This is a genomic window from Marinococcus sp. PL1-022 (assembly GCF_033845285.1).
Lineage (GTDB): Bacteria > Bacillota > Bacilli > Bacillales > Marinococcaceae > Marinococcus.
In genome coordinates, this window is sequence record NZ_JAWXCX010000001.1 from 280,699 (window position 1) to 293,873 (window position 13,175).

The following is a 13,175-nucleotide window of genomic DNA, read 5'->3' on the forward strand; positions in this document are numbered from 1 at the left end:
ATCCTATTGAAAGGAGGCAGGCTGAATGATGCAGAATTATCGTTTTTTGCCCCAGGCTTTTAAATTTTTCAGCCATGGGATGCTGTCATTGTAAAAGACCGGATCGATTCCCTGTTTGCGCTGGTCTGTGTAGTTTTTGAGTGCAGCAGCAACGATATGGCCGAGCAGTGCAATGGCTATAAGGTTAACGACTGCCATTAAGCCCATAAACAGATCTGCCATCGCCCATACAAGCTCGAGGCCGCTTGCTGCGCCTAAAAGAACGAACAGAAGGAAGCAGACACGGAAGATTTGAACGTATCTGCGTTTTGGAGAAATAAATTCCACGTTCACTTCCCCGTAGTAATAGTTCCCGAGCAGGGAGCTGAAGGCAAAGAAGAAAATCGCAAGAGAAACGAATGTCTGTGCCCAGCCTCCCAGGTGGAAGGCGAGTGCCTGCTGGGTCAGCTGAATGCCTTCAATATTTGCCCCGGCATCTGCGTACGTGCCGGAAAGCAGAATGATGAACGCTGTCGCGCTGCATATAATGAGCGTGTCCGTCAGAACACCAAGAGACTGAACGAGTCCCTGCTTGACCGGGTGACTGACATAGGCCGTGGCTGCTGCGTTCGGCGCACTACCCATACCGGCCTCATTGGAAAAGAGACCACGCTGGATGCCGAGCATAAGAGCGCCCCCGACTGTCCCGCCGGCAACCTCGCGAATCCCGAAGGCCTGGCCGAAAATCAGACCGAATACCTGAGGCACATCGGCAATGTTAAGAATCATAATAATGATAGCTACAATAACGTAAAGCGAAGCGAAGATTGGAACAATAATTTCAGCTACTACAGCGATGCGCCGGATACCGCCGTAAATAATGACGCCAATCAAAAGCATAATAGCAAGCCCAACGTAAACTGGTGGGATGTTATAAGCCCCGTTGAACGCCTGGGCGATCGTGTTGGTCTGCACGCCGTTGAAAATAAAGCCGAAACAAAGCGTAATCAAGACAGCAAAGATAATTCCGAGCCAGCGGGCGTTCAGCGCCTGCTCCATGTAATAGGCTGGTCCCCCGCGGAAGCCGTCCTTATCCTTTACTTTATACATTTGTGCAAGGGTACTTTCCACAAACCCGGTAGCGGCACCGATAATAGCGATGACCCACATCCAGAAAATGGCGCCAGGTCCGCCGGCGCTGATGGCAAGGGCCACCCCGGCAAGGTTCCCGGTGCCGACACGGGCAGCGGTACTGATCGCAAATGCCTGGAAGGCGCTCGTGCCTTTTCTGTCTTTAAACCCGGAACGGTCGGTCCCTTCCTTGAATAACAGAACAAACATCTCTTTGAGCATCCGGAACTGCACGAAGCCGGTACGGATGGTGAAATAAACGCCTAAGATAAGTAAAAGTGCGATTAACAAGTAGCTCCAGATCACGTCACTGAGAGATCCTACAAGGTTATAAAACCAAGTATCAGCTGTTAACCAATTTCCCATATGTATCCTCCTTCAATTAAGGTTGCACCTATTATACATTTTTCAAAGGCTCTCCGACACTGTTTTCAAGGAATTCCTGTAAATGATGACAGGAAAAAACTTAAATTACTTATCAATGACAGTTTTCCAAATGAGTTTTTAAGATGCGAAGGGATTTTTGCTTCATTTTAGATACGGCCTGCGGGGAAACGTTCATTGCCCGGGCTGTCTCCGTCATGGTCGATCCTTCAACAAACAGGGCGTACAGTACAGCTTGTTCCTTTTCCGGCTGCTGCTGAATAATACCGTAAAGCTCCGGATTTTCAATATGTCCGGCGAGTTCACGGGAAAAATTCCGGATCTGTTCTGTAAAAGCAGCGGCCGGAAGAAGCTTCTCAGACGTCTCCTCCTCAGTATCGACAGCAAGTGGAAAGCGGTCCCGGTGCTTTCTCTCCCGCTTATCATAGTGAACCGCTGCCCAGTAAATTGTCTTCTGCATGAACACCCGCTTTTTCACATCGAGGAAAAAGGCACGAAAGGCCTCGTCGAGCTTATCTGTATATCCATGCTCCAAAAAGTATTGGTGGTCTGAGGATTCAAAGAAGTGTTGAATGAGCTTTTGCTGATGAAAAAATGTGGTCAATATGGATTCCTCCTTTTTGGTTGTATGTATAAAAGACATCTTCTGTAAAAAATGACAACCTTTATACGAACATTTGTTCTTATTATTTGTTGAATAAAAATTAAACAGTGGGGAATAGGAACAAAGGATATAAAATTGAAGCGGGAGGAATGGAAATGGGAAACAAAGTATTTATCAGTCCGAGTAAATATGTGCAGGGTGTTGACGTGGTGGATGAAGTAGGTTCCTACGTTAAAGAGATGGGCAGTAAAGCAATTGTGATTGCAGACGAATTTGTATGGAATCTGGCCGGTAACAGAGTGGTCGACAGCCTCAAGCAGCAGAGCATCGATGCTGTGAACATTACTTTTAATGGTGAAGCCTCCACGGGGGAAATTAACCGGATTATCGAAGAAGCCAAATCGGCCGGCGCAGAAATGATTGTTGCTGTAGGCGGCGGCAAGACGCTTGATACAGCAAAAGGGGTACGTGATCAGATTCCGGATGCCTACTGCGTCATCGTTCCGACGACGGCGTCCACAGATGCTCCGACGAGCGCTCTTTCCGTCATTTATTCAGATGAAGGGGTGTTCGAATCGTACCGGTTCTATTCGAAAAACCCGGATTTGATCGTGATGGATTCCAAAATTATCGCCGGCGCCCCGCCTCGTTTTCTCGCTTCCGGCATTGCGGATGCGATGGCCACATGGGTGGAAGCGCGCATGGCCATTCAGGCGAACGCCAACGCCATGTCCGGAGGGCTTTCCACGATAGCCGGAGCTGCGATCGCGGAAAAATGTGAAGAAACGCTGTTTCAGTATGGCCTCCTCGCCTATGAGTCCAACAAAAGACAGATTGTCACTCATGCCCTTGAGCAGATTGTCGAAGCCAACACGCTTTTGAGCGGTCTTGGGTTTGAAAGCGGCGGTCTTGCGCTTGCACATGCGATTCACAACGGATTTACTGTTCTCGACGGAGAGGTGCACCACATGACGCACGGGGAAAAAGTAGCCTTTGGCACCCTGAGTCAGCTGACGCTTGAGAACCGTTCGAAAGAGGAATTTGAAAAATATGTGGATCTGTATTACCGCCTGGAGCTGCCGATTACGCTTGAGGACCTTCATCTTGGAGACGCGTCGGAGGATGAATTAATGAAAGTGGCGGAAGCGGCCTTAACCGAAGGAGAAAGCAGCCACAATATGCCGTTTGAACTGACGCCTTATGACGTGGTAAGCGCCATGCAGGCAGCCGATCAGTACGCGAAAGCGTACAAAAAAGAGCACGGCCTGAAATAGCATTCAACTGTTCGTTCACGAAAGCCGCCAGGTTATACGCCCGGCGGCTTTTTGTGTTATCTTTTCCAGGAAAGACGAATATAATTCCGCGTGAATTATCGGCTGGAGGGTGATATAGTATCGAAGGAAAGGAGGCCGGTGCATGAAGATCCTGCGTGTACTGAACAACAATGCGGTAGTCGTCCATCACAGTGACCGGGAAAAGATCATTTTCGGTCCGGGAATCGGGTTTCAAAAAGGCAAAAATGATCCCGTTAATCAAAAGAAGATAGAAAAGATTTTCAGCATGGAGGAAGAGACGCCAAAATTTGAACAGCTTTTGAAGACTCTTCCAATTGAAGTTATTGAAGTTGGGGAAGAAATTATCAGCTACGCGGAAGGGGAAATGCATCTGCCGCTCAGCGATCACATTCATATTTCCATCATCGATCACCTGGCGTTTGCACTCGAACGTATTCAGCAGGGGTTTACCATAGAAAATAAGCTGCTTCATGAAATTAAGGCTCTTTATCAGGAGGAGTACAGCATCGGCGTCTGGGCCATTCAAAAGATAAAAAAAGATCTGGGGGTCGAGCTGCCGGAGGATGAAGCAGGGCATATTGCGCTGCATCTGCATACGGCAAAGCTGCAGACCGGATCAATGGAGGAAACGATGCACAGAACCTCACTGATCCAGGAGCTGATTCAAATTGTAGAAGATCGTGCCGGTCTCGAGCTTGCGGACCGAGGTATGTCGTATCACCGGCTCGTCGTTCATTTAAACTTTGCACTTTCAAGAGCAGAGGACGGAAAAGTGTTTGATGACATGGACACCGAGATGCTCGAACTGATCCAGACGAAATATGAAAAGGCCTATGCTGTTGCATACGAGCTGGCTGATTATGTTAAACAGGAGGCGGGACTGCCGTTTCCTCTGCCGGAAATCGGCTATATTGCGCTTCATATTCAGCGCATTTTATCGAACCAGTCGATTTCATAGAAATGAAAAGAAAGCGTTGACATGAATCTTTTCTTTTTGTATACTTTTCGTACATTACACATATCGGGAGTTGTTACTGCTTTGAGCAGGCAAGACCCAAAATGAGGACAGGACACGTGTATCCTAGGCACACGTTTACTCTTCTCGTTTTGGGTCTTTTTTATGTCTAAAAACAGCTTCCGTTAGTTTAGGGGGAGGGAGTTTCCTGATGGATCATAAACAAATAGCAAAAGAACTGGTGCCGCTCCTTGGCGGCAAAGATAACATTATCAGCGCCAGCCACTGCGCCACAAGGCTCCGGCTGGTTATTGACGATGAGAGCCAAATCGATAAGCAGGAAATTGAAGACTTGGAAGGAGTAAAAGGAGCTTTTTCAAGCTCCGGCCAGTTTCAGATTATTTTTGGTACCGGCACGGTTAATAAAGTGTTTCAGCCGTTTGCCGAGGAAATTGGTCTCGATGACGAGTCCGCAGAGCATAAACAAAAGCAGATGGATCATAACGAAGCAATAAAAAAGAAAATGAATCCGGTATCACGGTTTGCGAAAGTGCTTTCCAATATTTTCGTGCCAATTATTCCGGCCATTGTCGCCGCCGGTATGCTGATGGGGCTGCTGAATTTATTAAACCGTTTTGGATTGGCGAATAGTGAAAGCTCGCTGTACATTCTGTTGGATATGTTCTCCTCGGCCGCCTTCATTATTCTCCCGATTTTGATTGGCTACAGCGCAGCTCGTGAGTTTGGCGGGAATACTTACTTAGGGGCTGTGGTCGGCGGGATTATGACCCACCCGACTCTTTTGAATCCGTGGGGCCTTCAGGAGGGCGGCGTCGAGCCGGAGATGCTCAATTTTGCCGGCATGAATATTGAGCTGCTCGGCTATCAGGGCACGGTTATACCAGTACTGCTGACGGTGTATGTCATGTGCTGGCTTGAAAAGCTGTTCCGTAAAGTTGTTCCGAATATGGTGGACCTTCTTGTGACACCATTTTTAACGATCATGACCACCGGCTTTGTAGCACTGATGGTTGTAGGTCCGCTTGGCCGTCTGCTCGGTGAAGGTGTAACCACATCGCTGTCGTTTTTGTATGATTCCGGTGCCGGTTTTGCCGGTCTCGTTTTTGGCGGTTTGTATTCGCTGATCGTTCTAACCGGTGTACACCACAGCTTTCACGCGATTGAGGCAGAAATTCTCGGCCAGATCGGCTTTAACTACCTGCTCCCTATTTGGGCGATGGCCAACGTAGCCCAGGGCGGCGCCGGGCTCGCGGTCTGGGTAAAAACGAAAAGTAAAAAAATGAAAGAAATCGCTGGTCCTTCAGCCTTCGCTGCTTTTCTCGGCATTACAGAGCCAGTCATTTTCGGGGTGAACCTCCGCTGCCGCCGTCCGTTCATCGGTGCTGCTATTGGCGGAGCTCTCGGCGGGGCGTACGTAACAATTACCAATGTTACAGCGAACGGTATCGGGGTGACCGGGCTCCCGATGTTTGCAATTGCCAATGACCCGATTAATTATGCCATTGGTATACTGGTCGCTGTGGGCGGCGCGTTTACGGCAGCGTGGCTGCTGGGCTGGCAGGAAGAAGAACAGCAGCCGAAGAAAGAAGAAACAAAAACAGAAAATGACAGCGAAGAAAAAGCTGTATAAGGAGGAAGCGATGAAAGAGGAGCAGGCTCTTCGAAAAGAAGCAGAAAAAATAGTACAAACAGTCGAAGCGGCAGGCCCCTTTCGACAGCAGTTTCATTTGATGCCTCCTTCAGGGTTGATGAATGATCCGAACGGGCTTGTGCAGTGGCAGGGAATGAATCATGTGTTTTACCAGTGGATGCCGTTTCATACCGGTCACGGCAGCAAATGGTGGGGACATGCGGCAACCCGGGACTGGGTCCAGTGGGAGCTTCTGCCCCCGGCAATCGCACCGGTGCATAATTTTGAGAAAAACGGCTGCTACTCCGGCAGCGCAGTAGCACATGAGGGCCAATTGTATTTGTTTTATACCGGCAACGTTAAGGATGAAGACGGGAACCGGACAAGCTATCAGTGCCTTGCGGTTTCAAACGACGGAGTAAAGTTTGAAAAGCACGGCCCGGTGATTTATCAACCGGAAGGCTATACCGCTCACGTCCGCGATCCAAAAGTATGGTTTGAAGCCGGGTTGTGGTGGCTCGTGATTGGTGCCCAGCGCCGTGATCTGGAAGGACAGGTGCTCTTGTACCGCTCGCCGGATCTATGGGAATGGGAGTTTCTCGGACCACTCGCCGGGAAGGACGTTACGCTTAGCGCTTCCTTTGGCTACATGTGGGAATGCCCGGACTTTTTCGAGCTGGGCGGATCACGGGTGCTGCTCGTGTCTCCACAGGGACTTGAAGCAGAAGCGTACCGGTATCAGAACCAATATCAGACCGGCATTTTTACCGGCGAATTCTCCCCGGAAACGGGCACATTTTCCCACGGAGAGTTTCGTGAAATTGACCTGGGCTTTGAATTTTACGCCCCGCAAACGTTTCTGGATGAGCAGGGCCGGCGTCTGCTGATTGGCTGGATGGGAGTCCCGGACCAGCAGGAACAGGCGCAACCGACGATTGCCAATGGCTGGGTTCATTGTCTGACGGTCCCCCGGGAGCTGACGATGCAAAACGGACATCTGCATCAGCAGCCGATTGAAGAGTACCGGCAGCTTCGCGGGGAGCACGCCTCGGCGGTTTTTGCTGTAAATGATGAGGCGTTGGTATGGCAGTCGTGGGACGCCTCATTGGCAGAAATTTATCTGGAGGTGGAGAAAGATAAAAGCTGGACCGTCTCCTGGCGCCGTTATTTTCATATTTCCTATGACGCCGGCGGTCAGACGCTTACCTTTGAACGGCCGGATCTGGTCACCGGCGAGCCGGTGCGCCGAACCAGCCGGATAGACGGTGTGCGTTCGCTTCGATGCCTGTTTGACTGTTCTTCTGCAGAGGTTTTCGTTAACGACGGGGAATACGTCTCAACCTCCCGCCTGTTTCCGGAGCAGGAAGAAGGAGAGCTCCAATTTTCAGCAGAGCAGCCAGTCGTTTTTCATGTCGACGCGTGGGAGCTCCGTCCTCTGCAGTGGGTATGATGGAACGTGCTGGTGTTTGTAAGGCGGAAAAAAGTGGAATAATACAGCGTAGAGAATTTTGGAGAAAGAAAGGAAGATTTTCATGCGCATATTGTTAGTCGGGGCTTCAGGCACGATCGGAAGTGCAGTATACGAACGCTTAAAGGATAACCACGACATTCTTTGTGCCGGACGTAACGGCCGGGACGTGCAGGTGGACATTACGGATGAAGACAGTATCCGTCAGATGTATGAATCCACCGGCCGTGTGGATGCAGTTATTACAGCCTCCGGGAGTGCCGGCTTTGCTCCGCTCACCGAGCTGACTCCGGAAAAGAACCAGACGGCCATCAACAGTAAAATGAAGGGCCAGATCAACCTGGTGCTGCTCGGTATTCCGTACGTAAATGACGGTGGCAGCTTCACGCTTACATCCGGCGTCATGATGGATGATCCGATTCCCCAGGGCACATCCGCTGCAATGGCAAATGGCGCCGTGAAAGGCTTCGTCACCTCCGCGGCCATTGAACTGCCAAGAGGGATCCGGATTAATAACATCAGTCCGAATCTGCTGGTCGAATCGGCAGAAAAGCTTGGCGGCTTTTTCCGCGGCTTTGACCCTGTGTCGGGAGATAAAGTTGCCCTTGCATACCAAAAGAGCGTCGAAGGCCAGCAGACCGGCCAGACGTACGAAGTTTACTAATACAAAGCTCCGGAACGCAGATGAAAGTCTGTGTTCCGGAGTTTTTTAGGTATGAAGCGCGTGAGCGGCAAGTGTACTCAGGTAGTCCTTCATCGTCTGTTCGAGGCTCCGATTATATAAAATAGCGGCCGGATGATAGATCGGAAAAATATTGTAATTTTCCTTCGTCCAGATGTACGAATTAGCTTCTTCCTCCCACTGCTGTACCGGAGATGTCTGAATCCTGCCGGTCACATCTCCGAGTCTGGGGTTTTTCCCGAGCAGCCGCTGATAGGCGATTTTCCCCATCGGCACGAGCCACTGCGGCTGTACATGTGAGATTTCGTAATCAAGCACGGGTGCATGAGCCTGAATTTCTTTCTGATTCGGCGTGCGGTTGTATTTCCGGCGCACCCCGGCTCTGGTCTGGCCCCATTTGAACGGCCGGCTGCGCACGGCGCTTGTAACATAAATATCATCCCGCTTAATGTTCAAGTCGTCGAGGTACGAGTCAAAAATGACTCCTGCCCTGCCGCTGAAGGGGATGCCGTTATGAATTTCCGTTTCGCCCGGAGCTTCCCCGACAAACATGATCGTGGCTTCCTCCGGGCCGGCGCCTGGCAGAAATCCTTCACAATCAAATGGTTCAATACGTTCGTTGGCGAGTTGTACTAAAGTATCAGGCAGCTGCATAGTTATCATCCTTTTTGTAGTTTCTTTGTCCCTAATAGGTTTGTACCCGAAATGGCGAGGAATAATGAGTGTAAGACCAATTTTGAGCAGGGAGGCAGCAGCATGAAACCGTCCGATCAATATTTTTTCCCGACGTATGAAGAAGCAAGAAGAGCTTTCCGAAAGAGAAGCACCGACGTGGCGGTGGTCTGGCCGGAGACTTCGCTGACCCAGTATGCTGCCGGAAAGCCGGAAAATAATAACACGACCGATATTATTGCAGCGGACGCCAAATACCACTCAAGCACGCTGATTGTAGTCACCACCGGTGTACACGGAATTGAAGGATATGCCGGATCGGCGCTTCTGCAGCTGTTTATCGATGAGTATATAACGCAGCTGAATCCGAACACCACCGGGATACGCCTTGTGCATGCCGTCAATCCATGGGGGATGAAAAACCGGCGGCGGGTGAGTGAAAACAACGTGGACCTGAACCGTAACTTTATTAAAGACTGGAGCAGCGTGCCCGCTTCACTGAACGAGCGTTTCGAAAAAGAAAAGAAGCGGGCCAATGAAAAGCTGGAAAAAACAGCGCAGCGACCTGCTGGGCGCTCTCGGGGCAAAGGTGTTTAAGCGCGGTGTCTCCGGGCTGGAAAAAGCGGCAACGACGGGGCAGTACCAGTACCCCACCGGTATTTTTTACGGCGGCGCAGCTTATGAAGAGCCGGTGGAAAAGCTGTTGTCACGCATGGATGAATGGGTAAAGGAGTATGAAACGGTCGTCCATATTGATATTCATACCGGGCTCGGTCCTGCGGAACAGCTGTGGCTGCAGGTGCCGCATTCAGACCCGCGTAAGGAAAAAGAGCTTCAAAAACAGTTCGCGCACCCTGAGGTAAACGATGTGCAAAAAACGAACGTGCGGGAAATCAAAGGTGAGGATGCGGAATATGTGAAGGACGTCTACAGCCGGAGGTATCCGGATAAGTATATCTTCTCCTGCCTGCTGGAGTTTGGCACGATCGGCAACCGGCTGCCTGACCAGATGAGAGCGCTCGATATTGTCGTGCATGAAAACCAGTACTACTGGTACGGAGCGAAAAAAGAAGCAGACGCCCGTGAACTGCAGAAGGAATTTCATCAGCTGTTCGACCCGCCGAAGGAAAGCTGGAGACAGGCCGTGCTGAAGAAGGGCAAAGCAGGCTTTGATCTCGTGCTTGAAAAGGAAGCTGGGGTGCAGCTTGTTAAAAAATAGCCAAGAGCTGCGACGAAAATCTAAAGTCCTGGTTAGTTTTTAGGAAATAAGTATTGACCCTGTCTCCGGCCTGTGGTAAAAATAGATATATAGAAAGCGTTTACAAAAGAATATTCCCTTAAATTAGGATTGTTACTGAGAAAGCAGGCAAAACCTAAACTTCGCGCCGTTCGTGGTAGAATGGTGTGTGAGTTTAGGTTTTTTTATTGGACTATTCAGGCAAAGGGCGAGGAGATATGCAAATAAAAAAAGTCTTTAACAACAACGTAGTATTGACGGAAAACCGCCACGGAAAAGAAATGGTAGTGATGGGAAAAGGACTTGCCTTTCAGCGGAAGGCAGGAGAAGCGGTTGATCAGGAGCAGGTAGAGAAAACGTTCGTGCTTGAAAACGAAAATGTTTCCGATCAGCTGGCGGAGCTGCTCGCAGACGTGCCCGAAACCTACCTGGCAATTGCAGAGCAGATTATTTCGCTGGCTAAAGAGGAGCTTGGCGTGAAGCTTGATGATTACTTATATGTTGCATTGACTGATCATTTAAGCTTTGCCATCCGCCGCTATGAACAGGGTATGTCACTGCAGAATACGCTGGCCTGGGAAATCAAAAAGTATTACCGTAAAGAATTTGCTGTCGCCTTAAAAGCACTGAACATCATTGAAGCAGAAACCGGACACCGACTTGATGAGCATGAAGCAGCTTCGATTACGCTGCATCTTGTGAACAGTCAAATGTCCGGGGAAGGCCTGGAAGAGGTTGTAGAAACCGTAGGCATCGTAAACGATATGCTAAACATCGTGAAATACCATTTTCAGATGGAGCTTGATGAAGATACGCTGAACTATGAACGCTTTTTAACGCATCTGCGCTTTTTTGCCTGGCGCCTGGTCCGGAAGGAACGGCTGCAGTATGATGCCGATGACGATTTTTTATATCAGCAGGTGAAAAAGCAGTATAAAGAAGCATTTCTATGCAGCGAAAAAATTAAAAAATACGTTGAAAATAAGTATGAGTGGAATGTTTCCAACGACGAACTGATTTACTTAACGGTTCATATTCACCGGGTAGCGTCCCGGCATCAACTGAATAAAAATCACTCAGATTAGGATTGTTACTGATGAATCAGGCAAAACCTAAGCTGAGCAGAGTGTGGAAGGGATTTTTTGCCTTTCTGTCATCTGTTCAGTTTAGGTTTTTTCTTTGCCTAAAATATTAATGAAAGAAGGGGTGTAGACATGAAAAAAGATTATCAGGAGCTTGGAAGAAGCGTTGTGGCCGGGGTCGGCGGTGAAGAAAACGTACAATCACTCGTTCACTGTGCCACCCGGCTTCGATTCCGGTTAAAAGACCGCAGCCAGGCGGACAAGGAGAAGGTAGAGGCGCTTGAAGGAGTTATTCAGGTGGTGGAAAGCGGAGGACAGTTTCAGGTCGTAATCGGCAATGAAGTGTCAGACGTCTACAAAGCAATCGCGAAGGATACAAAGCTTGGCGATGATGATGCAAATGCGAACGCTTCAGAAAACAAAGGAAACGAGGGCAGTTTGTTTAACCGGGCAATCGATATTATTTCCGCTATTTTCACTCCAATATTGGGAGCGCTTGCAGGAGCTGGTATTTTAAAAGGACTGGTAGCGGTGCTGCTGGCCACAGGCGTATTAACAGAAACAAGCGGAACATACCAGGTACTAAATGCAGCGTCAGACAGTTTATTCTACTTCCTGCCGGTGTTGCTTGCCATCACGTCTGCCCGTAAATTTGGCGCGGATCCGTATGTAGCTGTGCTTATCGCCGGTGCTCTTTTGTATCCGGATTTAATCGCGTTTGGGGAAGAGCAGGGCGGAAGCTTTGGCTTTCTCGGCATTCCGGTGTTGATGGGCAACTACGCGTCTTCGGTTATTCCAATCATCTTAGCGGTATATGTGATGTCGAAGCTGCAGGCGCTGCTGAACGGCTGGCTGCATGCAAGCATCCGGATGTTTTTCACGCCGCTTCTTATTCTAGTCATTATGGTTCCTTTAACATTGATTGTTTTCGGTCCTGTCGGCACGGTAATCAGTGGCTGGCTGGCTGACGGCTACACCTCGATTTATGACGCAAGCCCAATGATTGCCGGCGCATTCATGGGTGTGTTCTGGCAGGTATTTGTTATTTTCGGTCTTCACTGGGGATTTGTGCCGATTGGTATCAACAACTTAAGCGTGTACGGGGAAGACACGTTTTCTGCGCTGCTTGCGCCAGCTGTATTTGCACAGGCCGGAGCAGCACTTGGTGTTTATTTAAAATCGCGCCAGCGTAAAGTAAAAGCGATCGCTGGCCCAGCTGCGATTTCCGGTTTGTTTGGCATTACCGAACCAGCGATTTACGGGGTGACGCTTCGTTATAAACGCCCGTTTATTTTAGGGGCAGCTGCCGGTGGTGTCGGTGGTGCAATTGCAGGTATTGCGAACGCATCTGCGCTTGCGGTGGCGCTGCCAAGTCTGGCAGCCCTTCCGGTATACTTTGGGGAAGGCTTTGGCTTGTTCGTGGTATCCATTATTGTTGCGTTTTCCCTTGGGGCTATTCTGACCTATTTGTTTGGCTACAAGGATGAGCTTGAAGAAAAAGCACCGGATCAGCCGGAGGAAACGAACAAAGATACTCAGGCAGCAAGGGAAGTGGCGGCGACATCAACTGTTTCCAAAGAAAACCAGGCGATTGCCAGTCCGCTTAAGGGAGCCGTGATTCCACTTGAAGAAGTAAATGATGCTGCATTTTCGTCCGGAGCCATGGGCAAAGGTATTGCGGTTATTCCAGTGGAAGGAAAGCTGTATGCCCCGGCAGACGGGGAAATGACTACCGTATTTCCGAGCAGACATGCTTTTGGTCTTAAGATGGATTCAGGTGCAGAGCTGCTTATGCATATCGGGCTTGATACGGTACAATTGGATGGGAAACACTTCCAATCGCATGTGCAGCAGGGCGATAAGGTGACTAGGGGACAGCTGCTCGCAGAATTTGATATTAAAGCGATCCGCGAAGCAGGATATGATTTATCCACGCCGATTATTGTTACTAACACAGGTGATTATTTAGATGTGATTGGAGATAATGACGGAAACGTAGAACCAGGCGATACAATGCTTTCGATCATTCAGTAAA

The 13,175-nt window shown here is 49.4% G+C and carries 12 protein-coding genes; 9 read left to right on the forward strand and 3 right to left on the reverse strand.

Annotation, left to right across the window (positions count from 1 at the left end):
- Positions 1 to 36: 36 nt before the first annotated feature.
- Positions 37 to 1,476: an alanine/glycine:cation symporter family protein gene (locus tag SIC45_RS01515; RefSeq protein ID WP_319630819.1), complete on the reverse strand. Its 1,440-nt coding sequence runs from the start codon at positions 1,474 to 1,476 to the stop codon at positions 37 to 39.
- Between the two features lie 112 nt (positions 1,477 to 1,588).
- Entirely contained in the window at positions 1,589 to 2,098 is a 510-nt protein-coding gene (locus SIC45_RS01520; protein ID WP_319630820.1) for a sigma factor-like helix-turn-helix DNA-binding protein, read from the reverse strand.
- 155 nt (positions 2,099 to 2,253) lie between these two features.
- On the opposite strand from SIC45_RS01520, the gene SIC45_RS01525 reads away from it, so the two are divergent.
- The 5 genes from SIC45_RS01525 to SIC45_RS01545 all read left to right on the forward strand — a co-directional run bounded on the left by SIC45_RS01525 (position 2,254) and on the right by SIC45_RS01545 (position 8,131).
- A complete protein-coding gene (locus tag SIC45_RS01525) occupies positions 2,254 to 3,372 on the forward strand; it encodes a glycerol dehydrogenase (RefSeq protein ID WP_319630821.1) in 1,119 nt (372 codons plus the stop codon).
- 142 nt (positions 3,373 to 3,514) lie between these two features.
- Positions 3,515 to 4,351, forward strand: coding sequence for a PRD domain-containing protein (locus SIC45_RS01530; RefSeq protein WP_319630822.1), 837 nt, complete (start codon positions 3,515 to 3,517; stop codon positions 4,349 to 4,351).
- A gap of 208 nt (positions 4,352 to 4,559) precedes the next feature.
- Positions 4,560 to 5,999, forward strand: coding sequence for a sucrose-specific PTS transporter subunit IIBC (locus SIC45_RS01535; RefSeq protein ID WP_319630823.1), 1,440 nt, complete (start codon positions 4,560 to 4,562; stop codon positions 5,997 to 5,999).
- 10 nt (positions 6,000 to 6,009) lie between these two features.
- Positions 6,010 to 7,449, forward strand: coding sequence for a sucrose-6-phosphate hydrolase (locus SIC45_RS01540; RefSeq protein ID WP_319630824.1), 1,440 nt, complete (start codon positions 6,010 to 6,012; stop codon positions 7,447 to 7,449).
- 82 nt (positions 7,450 to 7,531) lie between these two features.
- The gene (locus SIC45_RS01545) at positions 7,532 to 8,131 is read left to right on the forward strand and encodes a short chain dehydrogenase (RefSeq protein WP_319630825.1); all 600 of its coding nucleotides are present in this window, start codon (positions 7,532 to 7,534) and stop codon (positions 8,129 to 8,131) included.
- A gap of 45 nt (positions 8,132 to 8,176) precedes the next feature.
- Here the strand turns inward: SIC45_RS01545 and SIC45_RS01550 are convergent, their stop codons facing one another.
- Positions 8,177 to 8,803, reverse strand: a complete 627-nt coding sequence (locus tag SIC45_RS01550; protein ID WP_319630826.1) for a uracil-DNA glycosylase — start codon at positions 8,801 to 8,803, stop codon at positions 8,177 to 8,179.
- 102 nt (positions 8,804 to 8,905) lie between these two features.
- On the opposite strand from SIC45_RS01550, the gene SIC45_RS01555 reads away from it, so the two are divergent.
- The 4 genes from SIC45_RS01555 to SIC45_RS01570 all read left to right on the forward strand — a co-directional run bounded on the left by SIC45_RS01555 (position 8,906) and on the right by SIC45_RS01570 (position 13,174).
- On the forward strand, positions 8,906 to 9,418 hold the full coding sequence (locus tag SIC45_RS01555) for a DUF2817 domain-containing protein (RefSeq protein ID WP_319630827.1): 513 nt from the start codon (positions 8,906 to 8,908) through the stop codon (positions 9,416 to 9,418).
- Entirely contained in the window at positions 9,357 to 10,040 is a 684-nt protein-coding gene (locus SIC45_RS01560; RefSeq protein ID WP_319630828.1) for a DUF2817 domain-containing protein, read from the forward strand. The genes SIC45_RS01555 and SIC45_RS01560 overlap by 62 nt, the downstream gene beginning before the upstream one ends.
- A gap of 236 nt (positions 10,041 to 10,276) precedes the next feature.
- The gene (gene licT, locus SIC45_RS01565) at positions 10,277 to 11,143 is read left to right on the forward strand and encodes a BglG family transcription antiterminator LicT (protein WP_319630829.1); all 867 of its coding nucleotides are present in this window, start codon (positions 10,277 to 10,279) and stop codon (positions 11,141 to 11,143) included.
- 129 nt (positions 11,144 to 11,272) lie between these two features.
- Entirely contained in the window at positions 11,273 to 13,174 is a 1,902-nt protein-coding gene (locus SIC45_RS01570; protein ID WP_319630830.1) for a beta-glucoside-specific PTS transporter subunit IIABC, read from the forward strand.
- The last annotated feature ends 1 nt before the right edge of the window (position 13,175 follow it).

Bases quoted from the DNA above. Each gene is read 5' to 3' on its own strand.
- SIC45_RS01530 (WP_319630822.1), top strand. From the start codon at position 3,515: ATGAAGATCCTGCGTGTACTGAACAACAATGCGGTAGTCGTCCATCAC.
- SIC45_RS01555 (WP_319630827.1), top strand. From the start codon at position 8,906: ATGAAACCGTCCGATCAATATTTTTTCCCGACGTATGAAGAAGCAAGA.
- SIC45_RS01560 (WP_319630828.1), top strand. From the start codon at position 9,357: ATGAAAAGCTGGAAAAAACAGCGCAGCGACCTGCTGGGCGCTCTCGGG.
- SIC45_RS01535 (WP_319630823.1), top strand. From the start codon at position 4,560: ATGGATCATAAACAAATAGCAAAAGAACTGGTGCCGCTCCTTGGCGGC.
- SIC45_RS01515 (WP_319630819.1), bottom strand. From the start codon at position 1,476: ATGGGAAATTGGTTAACAGCTGATACTTGGTTTTATAACCTTGTAGGA.
- licT (WP_319630829.1), top strand. From the start codon at position 10,277: ATGCAAATAAAAAAAGTCTTTAACAACAACGTAGTATTGACGGAAAAC.
- SIC45_RS01570 (WP_319630830.1), top strand. From the start codon at position 11,273: ATGAAAAAAGATTATCAGGAGCTTGGAAGAAGCGTTGTGGCCGGGGTC.
- SIC45_RS01550 (WP_319630826.1), bottom strand. From the start codon at position 8,803: ATGCAGCTGCCTGATACTTTAGTACAACTCGCCAACGAACGTATTGAA.
- SIC45_RS01525 (WP_319630821.1), top strand. From the start codon at position 2,254: ATGGGAAACAAAGTATTTATCAGTCCGAGTAAATATGTGCAGGGTGTT.
- SIC45_RS01540 (WP_319630824.1), top strand. From the start codon at position 6,010: ATGAAAGAGGAGCAGGCTCTTCGAAAAGAAGCAGAAAAAATAGTACAA.
- SIC45_RS01545 (WP_319630825.1), top strand. From the start codon at position 7,532: ATGCGCATATTGTTAGTCGGGGCTTCAGGCACGATCGGAAGTGCAGTA.